Source organism: Citrobacter sp. B72, from assembly GCF_016894305.1.
Classification (GTDB): Bacteria; Pseudomonadota; Gammaproteobacteria; order Enterobacterales; family Enterobacteriaceae; genus Citrobacter; species Citrobacter portucalensis.
Genome location: NZ_CP069801.1, coordinates 2630788 through 2649283 on the forward strand (window position 1 = coordinate 2630788; position 18496 = coordinate 2649283).

19 protein-coding genes and 1 pseudogene are annotated in these 18496 nt (G+C 50.6%); 14 read left to right on the top strand and 6 right to left on the bottom strand.

Annotated elements, in window-relative coordinates:
- The first annotated feature begins 258 nt into the window (after positions 1–258).
- Entirely contained in the window at positions 259–1431 is a 1173-nt protein-coding gene (locus tag JQN59_RS12530; RefSeq protein ID WP_239484185.1) for a GGDEF domain-containing protein, read from the top strand.
- Between the two features lie 44 nt (positions 1432–1475).
- Here JQN59_RS12530 and JQN59_RS12535 read toward each other — a convergent pair whose 3' ends face one another.
- A complete protein-coding gene (locus JQN59_RS12535; protein WP_239484186.1) occupies positions 1476–1892 on the bottom strand; it encodes a DNA breaking-rejoining protein in 417 nt (138 codons plus the stop codon).
- A gap of 442 nt (positions 1893–2334) precedes the next feature.
- Here JQN59_RS12535 and add point away from each other — a divergent pair, with 442 nt between their 5' ends.
- On the top strand, positions 2335–3336 hold the full coding sequence (gene add, locus JQN59_RS12540) for an adenosine deaminase (protein ID WP_048214260.1): 1002 nt from the start codon (positions 2335–2337) through the stop codon (positions 3334–3336).
- A gap of 104 nt (positions 3337–3440) precedes the next feature.
- On the opposite strand, the gene JQN59_RS12545 is transcribed toward add, so the two are convergent.
- A complete protein-coding gene (locus JQN59_RS12545; protein WP_048214261.1) occupies positions 3441–4481 on the bottom strand; it encodes an oxidoreductase in 1041 nt (346 codons plus the stop codon).
- Positions 4482–4722: 241 nt separating this feature from the next.
- Between JQN59_RS12545 and blr the strand changes: the two genes are divergently transcribed.
- From blr to gstA, 12 genes and pseudogenes are all read left to right on the top strand, one after another.
- The gene (blr, locus tag JQN59_RS12550) at positions 4723–4848 is read left to right on the top strand and encodes a division septum protein Blr (protein ID WP_003029134.1); all 126 of its coding nucleotides are present in this window, start codon (positions 4723–4725) and stop codon (positions 4846–4848) included.
- A 291-nt stretch (positions 4849–5139) separates the two neighbouring features.
- Positions 5140–5355 (top strand): transcription modulator YdgT, encoded by a 216-nt coding sequence (gene ydgT / locus JQN59_RS12555; RefSeq protein WP_008784684.1) that lies wholly within the window; start codon positions 5140–5142, stop codon positions 5353–5355.
- A 91-nt stretch (positions 5356–5446) separates the two neighbouring features.
- Positions 5447–5887, top strand: a complete 441-nt coding sequence (locus tag JQN59_RS12560; protein WP_020996422.1) for a DUF2569 domain-containing protein — start codon at positions 5447–5449, stop codon at positions 5885–5887.
- Positions 5888–5962: 75 nt separating this feature from the next.
- Positions 5963–6544 (top strand): electron transport complex subunit RsxA, encoded by a 582-nt coding sequence (rsxA, locus tag JQN59_RS12565; RefSeq protein WP_048214262.1) that lies wholly within the window; start codon positions 5963–5965, stop codon positions 6542–6544.
- Positions 6544–7122: an electron transport complex subunit RsxB gene (rsxB, locus tag JQN59_RS12570; RefSeq protein WP_032943340.1), complete on the top strand. Its 579-nt coding sequence runs from the start codon at positions 6544–6546 to the stop codon at positions 7120–7122. Before rsxA ends, rsxB begins: the two co-directional genes overlap by 1 nt.
- A pseudogene (gene rsxC / locus JQN59_RS12575) lies at positions 7115–9139 on the top strand (electron transport complex subunit RsxC). Before rsxB ends, rsxC begins: the two are co-directional and overlap by 8 nt.
- The gene (rsxD, locus tag JQN59_RS12580; protein ID WP_008784680.1) at positions 9140–10192 is read left to right on the top strand and encodes an electron transport complex subunit RsxD; all 1053 of its coding nucleotides are present in this window, start codon (positions 9140–9142) and stop codon (positions 10190–10192) included.
- A 9-nt stretch (positions 10193–10201) separates the two neighbouring features.
- Complete coding sequence (gene rsxG / locus JQN59_RS12585; protein WP_103014918.1) at positions 10202–10822, top strand: electron transport complex subunit RsxG; 621 nt, start codon at positions 10202–10204, stop codon at positions 10820–10822.
- A gap of 2 nt (positions 10823–10824) precedes the next feature.
- Positions 10825–11517, top strand: coding sequence for an electron transport complex subunit E (locus JQN59_RS12590; RefSeq protein WP_008784678.1), 693 nt, complete (start codon positions 10825–10827; stop codon positions 11515–11517).
- Complete coding sequence (gene nth / locus JQN59_RS12595; RefSeq protein WP_003029161.1) at positions 11517–12152, top strand: endonuclease III; 636 nt, start codon at positions 11517–11519, stop codon at positions 12150–12152. The genes JQN59_RS12590 and nth overlap by 1 nt, the downstream gene beginning before the upstream one ends.
- A gap of 613 nt (positions 12153–12765) precedes the next feature.
- The gene (gene dtpA, locus JQN59_RS12600; RefSeq protein WP_020996425.1) at positions 12766–14271 is read left to right on the top strand and encodes a dipeptide/tripeptide permease DtpA; all 1506 of its coding nucleotides are present in this window, start codon (positions 12766–12768) and stop codon (positions 14269–14271) included.
- A gap of 103 nt (positions 14272–14374) precedes the next feature.
- The gene (gene gstA, locus JQN59_RS12605) at positions 14375–14980 is read left to right on the top strand and encodes a glutathione transferase GstA (protein ID WP_003832787.1); all 606 of its coding nucleotides are present in this window, start codon (positions 14375–14377) and stop codon (positions 14978–14980) included.
- 76 nt (positions 14981–15056) lie between these two features.
- On the opposite strand, the gene pdxY is transcribed toward gstA, so the two are convergent.
- The 4 genes from pdxY to mliC form a co-directional block, all read right to left on the bottom strand.
- Entirely contained in the window at positions 15057–15917 is an 861-nt protein-coding gene (gene pdxY / locus JQN59_RS12610; protein ID WP_048214264.1) for a pyridoxal kinase PdxY, read from the bottom strand.
- Between the two features lie 64 nt (positions 15918–15981).
- Positions 15982–17256, bottom strand: coding sequence for a tyrosine--tRNA ligase (tyrS, locus tag JQN59_RS12615; RefSeq protein ID WP_020996426.1), 1275 nt, complete (start codon positions 17254–17256; stop codon positions 15982–15984).
- 126 nt (positions 17257–17382) lie between these two features.
- Complete coding sequence (gene pdxH, locus JQN59_RS12620) at positions 17383–18039, bottom strand: pyridoxamine 5'-phosphate oxidase (RefSeq protein WP_003029169.1); 657 nt, start codon at positions 18037–18039, stop codon at positions 17383–17385.
- 59 nt (positions 18040–18098) lie between these two features.
- Positions 18099–18428, bottom strand: coding sequence for a C-type lysozyme inhibitor (gene mliC / locus JQN59_RS12625; protein WP_003029170.1), 330 nt, complete (start codon positions 18426–18428; stop codon positions 18099–18101).
- Between the last annotated feature and the right edge of the window lie 68 nt (positions 18429–18496).

The window sequence follows — 18496 nt, forward strand, 5'->3', positions numbered from 1 at the left end:
ACAGCAATAAAAATCAAAAAGACAAAATACAAAGCTGAGAAGATAGCCGAAATATAGCGCTGTTTTATATACATAAAAATCATGAATACAACACAAATAAACATTCACAGAAAGAATTTAACTTTTTTTTTACTCCTGTCCCTAACGACATCCATTTTTCTTTGGTATATCCCTTTTAGTAATCAGCGTTATAGCCTCTCTTTTTACCCGGTTATTGCAACCTTTGCTGGTGTATTGCACATTCAGACTGGGTGCTTTATGACGATGAATTACATGAGTTATCGGCGCAAAAAATATCTTTTACCCCTGGCCTGCGCATTCTATTGCTCGGGTCTTTTTTTATTTCTTGCCCTCTATATTTATTTTTATAAAAACGGCCTCCCCGGTGTTATCTACAACGACATTGCTGTTTTATATTTTATGAGAAATATGTTAATTACGGGGTTGTTTTTTGCTACATATTATCTGTACAGATTCAAGCATAAAAAAGGAAAATGCAGCAAAACAATAATTTATGCAACTTACGTGTGGAGCGTAGTGCACCTGGTAATGGCTACCCTCTATTCCATTCGCGTTACGCCAATCGCCTTTCAGTTAGTTGATACAGATACATTCGAATGGTTGCGCCCCTGGCGTGGGAGTTTTATTTATATCCTGATCATATTGTGGACCAGCATTATGTTGTTAGGGGCAAAATTAACCCGGCTAAAAACACAGTTTTGGGTAAGTATGTCACTGGTTGCCCTGAGCAATCTGTTAAGTGTCATCATTATGCTGAAGTACACGCATATAGACTCCGCTGGATGGTATCTCGCCAGAGGCCTGGAGTGCCTTAGCGCAATGGCCGTGATGATCGTGCTCATGTCTGATATTTTCAAGCGCTACAAAGCCTCACGTCAGGCCTATGAATTATCCTATGAAAATTCAGTCCGCGACCCGATGACTCGACTTTTCAACCGTGGCTATTTTTATAACGCACTCAGCAATGAGATTAAAATGACAGCGACCCATAACCCCCTGAGCATTATCTTTTGCGACATTGATTTCTTTAAGTCGGTCAATGACACCTGGGGACATTTGCAGGGTGACAGAGTGATAATTAAACTGTCAGAAATTATGCAGCGACTGAGTCGGCGTAACGACATCGTGGCGCGTATTGGCGGAGAAGAGTTTGCTATTTTGCTACCTGAAACTAACGCTGATGCAGCATTTAACATCGCAGAGCGAATCAGAAAACACGTAGAACAACAAACTCAGGCCACGACTAAAGGTGATTTTCCACGCATCATCACCATCAGCCTGGGTATCGTAACCTCGGTTGACAACCGTTCAGCCCCCGAACAACTAGCTGATTGCGCAGACCGCGCCCTGTATATGGCAAAAAACCGAGGCCGTAATTGCGTTGTGGCTTATTCTGGCGAAGAAGTTTAATAGCAAAGGAAAAGATCACCACCTGGGCGATCTTTTCCTCATGATCAGTTGGTAATTTTCATGTGCAGCTGGAATGCGTTGGTTTTCCCCTCATCCTTCGCCGCGCCTTTTTGATATATTCTGATGGTATACTTACCGCTGGCAGGCAGCGTATTTTTATAAGTATCACCACTCATCATGCCATCAAAAATGAATTGTTCGCCCGGTGCAATAATACTCATGAAAGGATGAGGCCAGGCGCTTTTCAGAACTGCTTGCATGGTCTGCCCTTTTTTGGCGACAAACGTATAATCTTTTGTTTTATCACCCGTAATTGTCCCCTTGATATCTGCACCACTTGTACCTTTCTTAAACTGGATTACATGCGTTTCATCCGCTTTATACGCCGCATGCGCAGGCGCAGTTGCCAGCAGGAAACTTCCACAGAACATTGTACTGACAATTAGCTTTACACTTTTCACTTTATTAATACCCTCAGTCGTTATTGTGTTTTTATAACATACCTCGCAGCACATTCATAAACTGGAAAGTGTCCATTTTTCGCTATTAGCAATGTTATTCAATAAATGTCTGAATAAAATAACACTGACAGGCAGGAATTAAATAAAAACGAGGTAAATAATCTTAAAATAAAATCCCTTCATTACACACATGTTGCAGGAAATGCGTTATTGCTTATTTTACGCCCGTCTTACCACCGCAAGGCATAAGCATCGTGATACGGTCTCAAGGATCAGGGAGTCGGAACACTACTCTGTTGGTGCGCTAACAGCATGGTCAACAATTTGGCGATACTTGCTTCCCCATAACCCCGAACTCTGCACTGCTTTTTTTAAAGTTTTTAGAGGAACATTTTTCTGTTGTATAATGGCCTGCACTTTACCTAAATACACGAGTGCGACCATGATTGATACTTCTCTCCCCCTGACCGACGTCCATCGCCACCTTGATGGTAACATCCGTGCACAAACGATCCTGGATCTGGGTCGTCAGTTCAACTTAACGCTTCCGGCACAAACGTTGGAAACGCTGATCCCTCATGTGCAAGTCACATCAACTGAGCCAGATTTAGTGAGCTTTTTATCCAAGCTCGACTGGGGAGTAAAGGTACTGGCCTCGCTGGATGCGTGTCGTCGAGTGGCGTTTGAGAATATTGAGGATGCAGCACGTAACGGTCTGCACTATGTTGAACTGCGTTTTTCCCCTGGCTACATGGCGATGGCGCATCAGCTCCCGGTTGCAGGTGTGGTTGAAGCCGTCATCGCAGGCGTACGCGAGGGCTGCAAGACCTTTGGCGTCGAAGCTCGCTTAATTGGCATTATGAGTCGTACTTTCGGCGAAGCCGCCTGTCTGCAGGAACTGGATGCGCTGTTAGCCCACCGAGACCATATTACGGCACTGGATCTGGCCGGTGACGAACTGGGGTTCCCGGGCAGCCTGTTCCTGTCTCACTTCAACCAGGCACGCGACGCCGGCTGGCGTATTACCGTGCATGCGGGCGAAGCCGCGGGACCAGAAAGCATCTGGCAGGCCATTAAAGAGCTAGGCGCTGAACGTATTGGCCACGGCGTTAAAGCCGTTGAAGATCGTGCGTTGATGGATTACCTCGCCGAGCACCGTATCGGTATCGAATCCTGCCTGACATCAAACATTCAGACCAGCACCGTTGCCTCACTAGCGAACCATCCGCTGAAAACGTTCCTTGAGCATGGCGTTATCGCCAGTTTGAATACGGACGACCCGGCTGTTCAGGGTGTGGATATTATTCACGAGTACACCATTGCCGCACCAGCTGCAGGCCTAACGCGCGAACAGATCCGTCAGGCCCAAATCAACGGTCTGGAAATGGCATTCCTGAGTAACGAAGAAAAACGAGCCTTGCGCGAGAAAGTCTCCGCAGCGTAACAGGTAAAGTGCCGGATGGCGCTAACGCTTATCCGGCCTACGTTGGTTTTCATTGTAGGCCGGATACGATGCCAGGAAGGTATCGCCTTGCGCCATTTACCTAATCAGGCAAGGCACAGCGTCGAACGATGTTTCGCAGATTCTATACCCAGCTCAATCAGCTCCATAATTTGGATAGCCTGTCTCGCCGGTACCGGGTTTTCACCGTTGCCGTTTAGCGCATCACGAATGCCAGCATAATACGCCGGATAGTTGCCCGGTACGGTTAGCCAGGTTTCTTCAACCTGCTCTTCGCCTTCTACTCGGGTCAATATGCCATCGCGCATATCATATCCCCAGTCTTCCTGAGGCAGGCGCTCGCCATTTTTCAGACGCTCTTCCTGTGGGTCAAGGCCATACTTCACATAGCTGCCACGCGATCCGTGCACAATATAACGGGCCGATTCTGCAGCAGCAAGCATGGTGCCATGCAGGATCACACGACGCTGCGGATACGTCAGGATGGCATGGAAGTAATCCGTCGCCTGCGCGCCCGGACGCAACTGGGCCAGGTCTACCGTCAGGCTGACAGGTAAACCAAACAGGTTAATCGCCTGATCCAAAAGATGCGGTGCTAAATCGTACCAGATACCGCTTCCCGGACCGCCCTGTTCACGCCAGCGGTCACGAACCTGTGGGCGGAAACGATCGAAATGGGATTCGAAATACGCTACCTCACCCAAAACACCATCCGCCAGCAGAGCTTTCAGCGTCAGAAAATCACTGTCCCAGCGACGGTTATGGAATACAGACAACACACGCCCCAGGCTACGTGCCAGCGCATCCAACTCACGTGCTTGTGACAGTGTCACGGTAAAGGGCTTATCAACAACCACATGTTTGCCCGCTTCCAACGCTGCTTTCGCTAACGGAAAGTGCGTGTCGTTTGGCGTGGGGATCACAATCAGGTCGATATTTGGATCGTTAAAAAGATGCTTAGGCTCAGCAACAACCGCCACCGTAGGCCAGTCTGCTTTCACTTTTGCTTCATCACTACTGGACACTGCAGCCAGTTCCAGACCCGGCGTGCCCACAATCAGTGGGGCATGGAAGGTTTTGCTGGCATAACCGTAGCCAATTAGCCCAACGCGGATGTTGTCACTCATGTTATTGCCTCTCAATTCAGGACTGACCTATTTCACACCATACCTTGCAACGTCTCAATAGTTTAATAACCTTTGCGCTACAAAGGTTGTTTTTTAACTTAAGTCAAACATATGCCACTTATGCTTAACTTGCAGCGAAAAAGAGGTAGAAATCGTTCCCAATCATCTTGCTGTATTAATGAGAGATTAGTAACATTTGCAGCCTGTGTTTATGGATAAATCAAAGCAAATGTCATCAGTAATGAATCGTCTTATTGAATTAACAGGTTGGATTGTTCTCGCCGTCTCCGTGATCCTGCTGGGTGTTGCCAATCATATTGACAATTACCAGCCACCAGAGCCCGTTGCGGCAGTGCAGAAGAAATAAGCATCAGCAGCCTTTTATTGCCCGGCAATTAACATTGGTAGTTGCAGGGTCTGCCGGTAAAAGATCGCTTTCTGTCAAAAAAAGCGAATTATGCCGCGTCCCGCTCCGCTGCATATTGCCAGCGATCGCTAAGCGCGTTACCCTTGCTCAAGACGCGCATAGCGCCTGATTTTTCACAGGTATGAACACTCTTCTTACATTTGCACGTAAATGCGCTTTTCCCTGTGCTCGTTGTTTATTTTTATATTTTCTACTCCATTGGTATTATTTTATTAATATGGATCTGCATTTATGACCGTTCAGGATTACTTATTAAAATTCCGCAAAATCAGTTCGCTCGAAAGTCTGGAAAAACTGTTCGACCATCTTAACTACACGCTCACCGACGATAACGACATTATCAATATGTACCGTGCCGCAGACCATCGCCGTGCGGAGCTTATCTCCGGAGGTCGTCTGTTTGATGTTGGTCAGGTACCTAAATCAGTCTGGCATTACGTGCAATAAAGAAGAAAGTAGCGCTCAACGTTAAAAGCTTTATAATAATTGCCCCAAAATGAATGGCATGATTGATTGCGCGCGTAAACCTGGAGAAGAGATGACTACAACACCGGCACAACGTATCGGAGGCTGGCTACTTGGGCCACTGGCCTGGCTGTTAGTCGCGTTGTTGAGCGCTTCGCTGGCGTTATTACTTTATGTCACTGCGCTGGCTACACCGCAAACCTTCAAAACGCTGGGTGAGCAAAGTACGGCAAACTTGCTGTTATGGGGCGTCTCCTTTATTACCGCGATCGCCATGTGGTATTACACACTGTGGCTGACGATTGCGTTTTTCAAACGCAGAGCCTGTGTGCCTAAGCATTACATTCTGTGGCTGCTGATCTCCGTGTTGCTGGCGATTAAAGCGTTTGCGTTTTCACCCGTCCCAGACGCTTTTGCCGTGCGCCAACTGCTGTTCCCATTACTGGCTGCAGCACTGTTGGTGCCCTACTTCAAACGATCGCAGCGCGTTAAATCGACGTTTGTGAACCCGTAATAACCCTACAGTTAACCTGTTGTCGCCTGTTGAAGATTGTCAGATAATAGGCGGCTTTTTATTTCAGGCCGAAAAATGACTGATTACCTGCTGCTGTTTGTCGGAACTGTACTGGTCAATAACTTTGTACTGGTGAAGTTTCTGGGCCTTTGCCCGTTTATGGGCGTTTCCAAAAAACTGGAAACCGCAATGGGTATGGGCCTTGCCACGACGTTTGTCATGACACTGGCATCCATCTGCGCTTGGCTGATTGATAACTGGATCCTAATTCCGCTCAATCTCATCTATCTGCGCACGCTGGCTTTTATTCTGGTTATCGCCGTCGTCGTGCAGTTTACCGAAATGGTTGTGCGCAAAACCAGCCCTGCGCTGTACCGCCTGCTGGGGATCTTCCTACCGCTGATCACCACTAACTGCGCAGTGTTAGGTGTGGCGCTACTGAACATCAACCTCGGCCATAACTTTTTACAGTCGGCGCTATACGGTTTTTCCGCCGCCGTCGGCTTCTCGCTGGTGATGGTACTGTTCGCCGCGATCCGCGAACGCCTCGCCGTGGCGGACGTCCCAGCGCCGTTTCGCGGCAATGCGATTGCGCTGATTACCGCTGGTTTAATGTCATTGGCCTTTATGGGCTTTAGTGGTTTGGTGAAGTTGTAATGAATGCTATCTGGATTGCCGTTGCCGCAGTGAGTCTACTGGGTCTGGCGTTCGGCGCTATTTTGGGGTACGCCTCACGACGTTTTGCCGTTGAAGATGATCCGGTCGTGGAGAAAATTGATGAAATTCTCCCGCAAAGCCAGTGTGGCCAGTGCGGCTATCCGGGCTGTCATCCTTATGCTGAGGCGATCGGCTCTCAGGGTGAAAAAATTAACCGTTGCGCCCCCGGCGGCGAAGCGGTGATGTTAAAAATTGCCGCCCTGCTGAATGTCGATCCGCAGCCTATTGATGGCGATGAACAAGACGTTACGCCGGTGCGAATGCTGGCGGTCATTGATGAAAACAACTGTATTGGGTGCACTAAGTGTATTCAGGCCTGCCCGGTCGATGCCATCGTGGGCGCGACCCGCGCCATGCACACGGTAATGAGCGATCTCTGCACCGGATGCAACCTGTGCGTTGACCCGTGCCCGACGCAATGTATTGAATTACGCCCGGTAGCCGAGACACCCGATAGCTGGAAATGGGATTTAAACACCATCCCTGTGCGCATCATTCCCGTGGAACAACATGTTTAAGTTATTCTCTGCATTCAGAAAAAATAAAATCTGGGACTTTGATGGCGGCATTCATCCACCAGAAATGAAAACCCAGTCAAACGGAACGCCGTTGCGACAGGTTCCGCTGGCGCCGCGTTTCGTTATTCCGCTGAAACAACATATTGGTGCGGAGGGTGAACTGTGCGTAAACGTGGGTGACACCGTGCTGCGTGGTCAGCCCTTAACCCGCGGACGAGGCAAAATGCTTCCAGTCCATGCGCCAACATCAGGCACCGTTGTTGCCATTGCCCCGCACTCCACCGCGCATCCTTCGGCACTGGCTGAGTTGAGCGTCATCATAGACGCCGATGGCGAAGATCGCTGGATTGAGCGAGACGGCTGGACCGATTATCGCTCCCACAGCCGGGAAGAGCTGATTGCGCGTATTCATCAGTACGGCGTCGCCGGGCTGGGTGGCGCAGGTTTTCCCACCGGCGTTAAACTGCAGGGCGGCGGAGATAAAATTGAAACGCTGATCATTAACGCCGCCGAATGCGAGCCGTACATTACGGCAGATGACCGCCTGATGCAGGACTGTGCCGCTCAGGTCGTCGAAGGTATCCGCATCCTGGCGCACATTCTTCAGCCACGCGAGATCCTCCTGGGTATCGAAGATAACAAACCGCAGGCAATATCTATGCTGCGCGCGGTGCTGGCTGATTCACACGACATTAGCCTACGCGTGATCCCCACCAAGTACCCGTCCGGCGGGGCCAAGCAGTTAACACAAATCCTGACCGGCAAGCAGGTTCCCCACGGCGGACGCTCCTCTGATATCGGCGTATTGATGCAAAACGTCGGAACCGCCTATGCAATTAAACGTGCAGTAATCGACGGAGAGCCGATCACCGAACGTGTCGTGACGCTAACAGGTGAAGCAGTCAGTCGTCCGGGCAACGTCTGGGCGCGTTTAGGTACGCCGGTTCGTCATCTGCTCAACGATGCGGGCTTCTGCCCTTCCGCCGACCAGATGGTGATTATGGGCGGGCCGCTGATGGGCTTTACGCTGCCGTGGCTGGATGTCCCGGTGGTGAAGATAACCAACTGTCTTCTGGCCCCCTCTGCCAGTGAAATGGGTGAAACGCCAGAAGAGAAAGGCTGCATTCGCTGTAGCGCATGCGCCGATGCCTGTCCGGCCGATCTCCTGCCACAACAGCTTTACTGGTTCAGTAAAGGGCAACAGCACGACAAAGCGACGGCCCACAATATCGCCGACTGTATTGAATGCGGTGCCTGCGCCTGGGTATGCCCAAGCAATATTCCACTGGTACAGTATTTCCGTCAGGAAAAAGCCGAGATTTACGCCATTAGTCAGGAAGAAAAGCGCGCCGCAGAAGCAAAAGCTCGGTTTGAAGCCCGACAGGCGCGCCTTGAACGTGAAAAAGCAGCACGTCTTGAACGCCATAAGAGCGCCGCTGCTCAGCCGGCGGCCAAAGATCATGATGCCATTGCCGCCGCGCTGGCTCGCGTAAAAGAAAAGCAGGCTCAGGCGCTGCAACCGGTGGTCATTCAGGCAGGTGAAAAACCTGACAATAGCGCCGTGATTGCCGCACGCGAGGCGCGTAAGGCGCAAGCTCGTGCTTCCCGTAAGGAAAACCCGCCGCAAAGTGAAGGCAGCAGCACGGGTACAGACCCGCGTAAAGCTGCCGTGGAAGCGGCAATTGCCCGCGCCAAAGCCCGCAAGCTTGAGCAAGAAGCGGTAACAGAAACGGCCGAACCGGTTGATCCGCGTAAGGCTGCCGTGGAAGCGGCAATCGCCCGCGCCAAAGCTCGCAAGCTCGAGCAGCAGGCGGTAACAGAAACAACCGAGCCCGTTGATCCGCGTAAAGCTGCCGTGGAAGCGGCAATCGCCCGCGCCAAAGCCCGCAAGCTAGAGCAGTAGGCGGTAGCCGAAACAGCCGAGCCGGTTGATCCACGTAAAGCCGCCGTCGCGGCCGCCATCGCACGCGCTCAGGCAAAGAAGGCCGCACAGCAGCAGGTTGTAAACGAGGAATAAATGGTATTCAGAATAGCAAGCTCCCCTTATACCCATAACCAGCGCCAGACATCGCGTATCATGATGCTGGTATTACTTGCTGCATTGCCGGGGATTGCCGCTCAGCTGTGGTTCTTCGGCTGGGGCACGTTGTTCCAGATCGTTCTCGCTGCCATCAGCGCTATTGCTGCCGAAGCGGGTGTGCTTAAACTGCGTAAACAACCCATTGTGGCAATTTTAAAAGACAACTCTGCGTTACTCACTGGGTTGCTTTTGGCCGTCAGTATTCCGCCCCTCGCGCCATGGTGGATGGTGGTATTAGGCACGGTATTTGCGGTTATCATTGCGAAACAGCTGTATGGCGGGCTCGGGCAGAACCCGTTTAACCCTGCCATGATTGGCTATGTCGTGCTGCTCATCTCATTTCCGGTACAGATGACCAGTTGGCTGCCGCCGCATGAAATTGCGGCCACGGTGCCTGGTTTCTTTGACGCCCTGAACGTTATTTTTAACGGACATACCGCCAGCGGCGGGGATATGAATTCGCTGCGTATGGGTATCGATGGTATCAGTCAGGCAACACCTCTTGATACCTTTAAGACATCCCTGCATGCCGGACGTACCGTTGAGCAGGTGATGCAATACCCGATCTACAGCGGCATGCTGGCAGGCGCTGGCTGGCAGTGGGTGAACCTTGCCTGGCTGGTTGGTGGTATCGTGCTGTTATGGCAAAAAGCGATTCGCTGGCATATCCCGGTTAGCTTCCTGCTGTCGCTCGCTGTTTGTGCCACTTTAGGTTGGATTTTTTCGCCAGACTCACTGGCATCGCCTCAGTTGCACTTGCTTTCCGGCGCGACGATGTTAGGTGCGTTCTTTATTCTTACCGATCCCGTTACAGCATCAACAACCAACCGTGGTCGTCTGATTTTTGGCGCGCTTGCGGGCCTGTTAGTGTGGTTGATACGCAGTTTTGGTGGTTATCCTGATGGCGTGGCTTTTGCCGTGTTGCTGGCAAATATCACGGTTCCCCTGATTGATTATTACACCCGCCCTCGCGTGTACGGACATCGCTAAGGACTAGATATGCTGAAAACGATTCGTAAACACGGTATTACACTGGCGCTGTTTGCTGCGGGCTCAACGGGGTTAACCGCAGCAATCAATCAATTAACCAAGTCAACCATTGATGAACAGGCCGCGATACAGCAAAAAACGCTGTTCGATCAGGTTCTGCCTGGCGATCGCTACAATAATAACTTGTCTGAAAGTTGTTATCTGGTCAATGCGCCGGCGTTAGGCAAAGGTACGCACCGTGTATATATTGCCCGCCAGGACGATCGTCCTGTTGCTGCGATTCTTGAAGCTACGGCGCCAGATGGTTATTCCGGGGCGATTCAACTGCTGGTGGGTGTCGATTTCACGGGTACCGTGTTGGGTACGCGGGTTACCGAACACCATGAAACGCCTGGGCTGGGCGATAAAATCGAACTGCGACTGTCCGACTGGATCACCCATTTTAGCGGTAAAACAATTTCTGCGGATAACACCTCTCACTGGGCAGTGAAAAAAGATGGCGGCGACTTTGACCAGTTTACTGGCGCAACCATTACACCACGTGCGGTGGTTAACGCGGTTAAACGTGCCGGCCTGTATGCGCAGACGCTGCCTGCGCAACTCCCTCAACTTAACGCCTGTGGAGAATAACCATGAGCGAAATTAAAGACGTGATTGTCCAGGGGTTATGGAAAAATAACTCCGCGCTTGTGCAACTACTCGGGATGTGTCCGCTGTTGGCCGTCACCTCTACCGCCACGAACGCGCTGGGGCTTGGACTTGCGACTACGCTCGTCCTGACGCTGACCAACCTGACGATTTCAGCCCTTCGCCGCTGGACACCGCCAGAAATTCGTATTCCGATTTATGTCATGATTATCGCCTCCGTGGTGAGTGCGGTACAGATGTTGATCAATGCCTACGCCTTCGGCCTGTATCAGTCTCTGGGCATCTTCATCCCGCTGATTGTAACCAACTGCATTGTTGTTGGCCGTGCAGAAGCCTTCGCCGCCAAAAAGGGCCCTGCACTATCCGCACTTGATGGTTTCTCCATCGGCATGGGCGCAACAGGTGCCATGTTTGTTCTGGGCTCGCTGCGTGAAATAATTGGTAACGGTACACTGTTTGATGGTGCAGACGGTTTATTGGGTAGCTGGGCCAAAGTCTTGCGCGTTGAGATCTTCCATACTGATACGCCGTTTCTGCTGGCCATGCTACCACCAGGCGCGTTTATTGGCCTGGGTCTGATGCTGGCAGTGAAGTATCTGATTGATGAGAAAATGAAGAAACGTCGTGCCGAGGCGGCTGTCGTGGACAGTCCCGCGGGTGAAACAGGGAATGCGTAATGAACAAAGCAAAACGTCTGGAAATACTGACGCGCCTGCGGGATAACAACCCGCATCCAACAACCGAGCTTAATTTTACATCGCCGTTTGAACTGTTGATTTCGGTCTTGCTCTCCGCACAAGCGACCGATGTCAGCGTCAATAAAGCGACGGCTAAGCTATACCCCGTCGCCAATACGCCTGCTGCGATGCTGGAGCTCGGTGTTGAAGGTGTTAAGTCCTACATCAAGACAATCGGTTTGTTTAACAGCAAAGCGGAAAACGTAATTAAAACCTGCCGCATTCTGCTGGAACAACATAATGGTGAAGTGCCTGAAGACCGTGCTGCGTTAGAAGCTCTCCCTGGAGTTGGGCGAAAGACGGCTAATGTAGTGTTAAATACCGCCTTTGGCTGGCCCACTATCGCCGTAGATACCCACATTTTTCGCGTCTGTAATCGCACGCAATTCGCCCCGGGTAAAAACGTCGAGCAGGTTGAAGAGAAGCTGCTGAAAGTCGTACCCAGTGAATTTAAAGTCGATTGCCATCACTGGTTAATTCTTCATGGCCGCTACACCTGCATCGCCAGAAAGCCGCGCTGTGGTTCCTGTATTATTGAAGATCTCTGCGAATTCAAAGAGAAAGTCGATATCTAATGCTGCCGGGGCATCCTCCTCGCCCCTTACATACATAACGATTAGTTATGCACTCCCCAGCGTTTATTTTCCCGACAATGATGCCATCCAATTGCTCATATCTAATGCAATATTCTTGTTAATTAACACCTGAGCAGGTTAATCGTTTTTTTAGCAAAAGAAATTTCTATCTATACGTGATCCAGATCATCCAGCTAACACAATGTTAATAAATTTTTATTTTTTAGTTAAGGTGACAATTAGATGACCTAACTGCACAGTTTCTAAACAAAACATTACACTGCCTATTTTTCAGATAATGGCCTATATCACTGGATTCAACCTTAAATAGCAGAACATATCGCCGCATTGCGGTTATGGCGGTGATTAAACAGTGTAAAAATCTGCCATTTTAGAAATGAAGAAATTTAACGCTAGATAACATTTCACAGCCCCGACGATTTCACCAGTCATGATATATGTAACAGATTATTACAAACCACTTGTCTGAATGGTCAAGATAGTGAACATTACTTGCCGTTTCCCCTCCCACTATAACAATCGGACGGATGAACTTGACTCATCACGTACCTGAACACCCCCGTTGATATGGGATGTAAAAAAAGAGGTAAAAGTGTCTACTGCAAACAATAAACCAACAGAAAGCGTAAGTTTAAACGCCTTCAAACAACCAAAAGCGTTCTATCTCATTTTCTCTATTGAGCTGTGGGAACGTTTTGGTTATTACGGCCTGCAAGGGATTATGGCCGTCTACCTGGTTAAACAGCTGGGTATGTCAGAAGCGGATTCCATCACCCTTTTCTCGTCCTTTAGCGCCCTGGTGTACGGTCTGGTTGCCATTGGCGGCTGGTTAGGTGATAAAGTTCTGGGAACAAAACGTGTCATTATGCTGGGTGCCGTTGTGCTGGCCATCGGTTATGCGTTGGTAGCATGGTCCGGTCACGATGCGGGTATCGTTTATATGGGCATGGCGGCCATCGCGGTCGGTAACGGCCTGTTTAAAGCAAACCCATCCTCCCTGCTCTCTACCTGCTATGCCAAAGATGACCCGCGTCTTGATGGTGCATTTACCATGTACTACATGTCCGTCAACATCGGTTCATTCTTCTCTATGCTGGCAACACCGTGGTTGGCTGCGCGTTACGGCTGGAGCACCGCGTTCGCTCTGAGCGTCGTGGGTATGCTGATTACCGTTGTTAACTTCGCATTCTGCCAGCGTTGGGTTAAACAGTACGGTTCTAAACCGGACTTTGAACCGATCAACTTCCGTAACCTGCTGCTGACCATTGCTGGTGTTGTGGTACTGATCGCGATTGCAACCTGGTTGCTGCACAACCAGCAGATCGCTCGTATGGTTCTGGGCGTCATTGCGCTGGGTATCGTGTTCATCTTCGGTAAAGAAGCCTTCACCATGCACGGTGCTGCGCGTCGTAAAATGATCGTCGCCTTCATCCTGATGCTGGAAGCGATTATCTTCTTCGTGCTGTACAGCCAGATGCCGACCTCACTGAACTTCTTTGCGATTCGTAACGTTGAGCACTCTATTCTTGGCATTGCTTTCGAACCTGAACAGTACCAGGCACTGAACCCGTTCTGGATCATCATTGGTAGCCCAATCCTCGCCGCTATCTATAACAAAATGGGCGATACCCTGCCGATGCCGACCAAGTTTGCGATTGGTATGGTGCTGTGTTCCGGTGCATTCCTGATCCTGCCGCTGGGCGCGAAATTCGCTACCGATGCGGGCATCGTTTCCGTTAACTGGTTGATTATCTGCTACGGTCTGCAAAGTATCGGTGAGCTGATGATCTCCGGTCTGGGTCTGGCAATGGTGGCACAGTTGGTTCCGCAGCGCCTGATGGGCTTCATCATGGGTAGCTGGTTCCTGACCACTGCCGGTGCAAACATCATCGGTGGCTACGTCGCTAACATGATGGCTGTACCAGAGAACGTGACTGACCCGCTGATGTCCCTTGAAGTCTACGGTCGTGTGTTCCTGCAGATTGGTGTTGCGACGGCTGTTATCGCTGTTCTGATGCTGCTGACGGCTCCGAAACTGAACCGTATGACTCAGGACGATGACGTCAATGAGAAAGCCTCTAAGGCCGCGACAGCGTAATTCTCAGGGAAACTCATTTTCAGGCCGCTAACTGTTGTTAGCGGCTTTTTTTTGCCTGAGGTAGCACTACCATACGATATACCTCAGCCAAAAGGAGTTACCGATGAAACTGTTCTACAAACCGGGCGCTTGTTCTCTCGCTTCCCACATCACACTTCGTGAGAGCGGTAAAGATTTCACGCTGGATGGTGTTGATCTGATGAAGAAACGTCTGGAAAATGGCGATGATTTTTTCGCGGTAAACCCAAAAGGGCAAGTTCCCGCACTGCTGCTGGATGACGGTACGCTACTTACCGAAGGTGTTGCCATCATGCAATACCTGGCGGACAGTGTGCCAGACCGCCAGCTCCTTGCCCCTACCAGCAGCCTCTCCCGTTACAAAACCATCGAATGGCTTAACTACATTGCGACTGAACTGCATAAAGGCTTTACGCCACTGTTCCGTCCCGATACGCCGGAAGACTTCAAGCCAACCGTTCGCGCGCTGCTGGAGAAAAAAATGCAGTATGTGAACGACTCGCTGAAAGATAACCAATGGATCTGCGGCCCGCGCTTCAGCATCGCCGACGCATATCTGTTTACCGTACTGCGTTGGGCCTATGCGGTTAAGCTGAATATGGCAGGATTAAGTAATATTGACGCCTATATGGCGCGAATGGCTGAACGCCCGGCGGTTGCCGCAGCGCTGAAAGCAGAAGGGTTAAATTAATAGTTGTTGCCGGGTGGCACTTACCCGGCCTACAGCTAAAATATGCCCGATAAGCGTGAGCGCCATCGGGCATTAATTACAGCTGAGTTGCACTAAAGTAGTGTTCAGGCTTCGCGATACGATCCTGTGCGGCCACAACCTGCAGCTCATACTCGTGCATATTTTTAGTGGCAATCATCACTTCGTACACCGCCGCAGTTACATGCTCAAGCGCCTGCTGTAAAGATGCGCCCTGCAGCAGTTTCACCAGCAACAAGCCACTCGTCACATCACCCACACCAACCGGTTGACGTGCGCCAAAATCGACTAACGGACGACTGATATGCCACGCCTGTTCAGCGGTGACCAGCAGCATCTCGAAACGGTCGGTGCTGATACCTGCGCGTGCCAGATGCTTCACCAGTACAATTTCTGGTCCCTGAGCGATCAGTTCACGCGCTGCTGCAACGGCCTCGTCGACATTGTTCACCGCATGCTCGCACAGAATTTCGAGCTCAACCAGATTCGGGGCAATAATGTCACTAGCCGGGAGCGCATGGCGTACATGAAATTCCGCCACTCCGGGTGCGACAATACACCCCTTTTCAGGGTGTCCCATCACCGGATCACAAAAGTATTTTGCCTGCGGGTTTGCCGCTTTTACTTTGCGAACAATACCCAAAATATGCTCGCCCTGTTCTGCTGAGCCAAGATAGCCGCTCAGTACTGCGTCACAGGTCTGGAGTTTATCAATATCAGCAATGCCCTGAACAATTTCAGTCAGGTGGCTCGGCGGCATAACGCAACCGGTCCATTTGCCATACTGCGTGTGGTTTGAAAACTGAACGGTATTCAGCGGCCAGACATTTGCGCCAAGACGACGCATCGGAAATTCTGCTGCACTGTTGCCCGCATGACCAAAAACAACGTGGGACTGGATGGCGAGGATATTCTTCATTTTACTTACCACAACCCTGAAAAAATAAAGGGGCGTAGTTTCCCACGCCCCTGCTAACTCAATCTTACTTCCAGCAAATCAGACAATAGTTCTTCTTGCCACGGCGCAGTAAGGTATAGCGCCCGAACAGGATATCACTATCCTGGAAGAAATATTCCGGATCGGACTGCTTCTCACCGTTGATGGTTACCGCGTTTGACGCAATGGTCTTACGTGCCTGACCGCGAGAAGGTTGCAGCTCGGAGTCCACCAGCGCCTGCATCAAATCGGCACCTTTGTCCATCTCGATCATCGGCACACCATCCTGCGCCAGCTGTTCGAAATCTGCTTCACTCAAATCGCTGAGATTGCCGTTGAACAAGCTTTCGGTAATGCGTTTTGCCGCGACCAGACCTTCTTCACCGTGAACCAGACGCGTAACCTGTTCGGCCAGAACATACTGGGCACGCGGCGCTTTACCGCTGTTTTTATCTTCTTCTTCCAGCGCATTGATTTCTTCAATGTCCATGAAAGTGAAGAATTTCAGGAAGCGATAAACGTCCGCATCGGCGGTGTTGATCCAGAACTGGTAGAATTTGTACGGACTGGTTTTCTTCGGATCCAGCCACACTGCGCCGCCTTCCGTCTTACCGAATTTGGTGCCATCAGCTTTAGTGATCAGCGGAACGGTCAGACCAAACACCTGATTCTGGTGCAAACGACGGGTTAAATCGATACCCGAAGTAATGTTACCCCACTGGTCAGAACCACCAATCTGCAGTGCCACGCCGTGCAGTTTGTTCAGGCAGGCAAAGTCATAACCCTGCAGCAGGTTGTAAGAAAACTCGGTAAAGGAGATCCCCTGATCGTCACGGTTCAGACGCTGCTTAACCGCTTCTTTGTTGATCATCTGGTTAACGGAGAAGTGTTTGCCGATATCACGCAGGAAAGTCAGTACGTTCATACCGCCAAACCAGTCGTAGTTGTTCGCAGCAATCGCCGAGTTGTCGCCACAGTCGAAATCGAGGAACGGTGCAACCTGTTTGCGGATTTTGTCCACCCACTCCTGCACGGTGTCTTCGGTATTCAGTTTACGCTCGGCGGCTTTAAAGCTCGGGTCACCAATCAGACCGGTTGCGCCACCTACCAGTGCAACAGGCTTATGGCCTGCCTGCTGGAAGCGTTTCAGGCATAACAATGGAACCAGATGCCCCAAATGCAAGCTGTCAGCGGTAGGATCGAAGCCGCAATAGAGCGCGATCGGGCCTTGCGCCAGTCGCTCTGCTAACGCTTCCTCGTCCGTCACCTGGGCCACCAGCCCCCGCTCTTGCAATTGTTTAATCAAGTTACTGCTTGCCATCAAAATCTCCATGTATAAAACGACTGCACCTTTGCCGGTACACGACTTTTCGCCTGATGCGAAAGAAACATAGAATAAAGCGCCGGATTGATCAGCACCAGCGCTTAAAACAAGAAATTTGCATCTTTAGGGGGCCAGGCGATCAATTTTCCACGCGTTATCTTCGCGTTGGTATAAAAAACGATCGTGCAGACGGTTTTCACCGCCCTGCCAGAACTCCATTTGTTCAATACTCACGCGAAAGCCGCCCCAGAAACTGGGCAGAGGAACTTCCCCTTGCTGAAACTTCTGCTTCAGTTCGAGGAATTTGCTTTCGAGAATACCGCGCGCGGAGATCCGACTGGATTGTTTTGAGACCCAGGCGCCAATCTGACTATCGCGTGGGCGACTGTGGAAGTATTTCACCACTTCGAGTGTGGAAAGACGCTCTGCCTTGCCGATCACCATCACCTGCCGTTCCAGCGTATGCCAGGGAAATAAAAGGCTGATGCGTGGATTTTTCTCGATCTGATGCGCCTTACGGCTACCAAGGTTGGTATAGAACACCAGCCCTTTGTCATCATAATGCTTGAGTAACACGATACGCTGATACGGCTGACCATTTTCATCGACGGTCGCAACGACCATTGCGGTGGGATCGGCCAGTTTGGCATCACAGGCTTGCCCCAGCCAGCGCTCAAACAGCGCAAGGGGTTCGGCGGGAAGATCGCGGCGGCGAAGACCGCCTTTCGTGTATTCACGGCGCAGATGCGCGATTTGCTGCAATTCGTCGTTATCAGACATGATGTTGGGCTACGGATTGTCAGTGGGTGACGCTATTGTGCGCCGCCCAGGTGAAAATCTCAACGCTTCGGGTTCTGTAACTGACAGTTATTTAGCACAATTCTGTCTCGTTTATAGACCGTTGCCTCGTCGCCTTTAGACCAAAATACGTAGATACCATCGGTATAACGTGCACCTGATGCCGACACGCCCTGTTTGAGGTTCAATAGCTGATTATCATAAACAAAGCTTGCCGTCTGGCGGGTATTGTTCAGCTTCACCGTCAGCGGTTTTTCGTCGCAGCGGTATTCAAGCGTATCCGTTTGCATACGCTCGACAAACTGGTTGTACACACTACAACCGCTAAGCAGTACGGGCAGACACACTAACAACAGTTTTTTCATAGCCATATCCTGAAGACTTTCCTGGTCCTGGAGGGTAATGGCACCCTCCCTAATATCCTTAGTTTACCGGCATA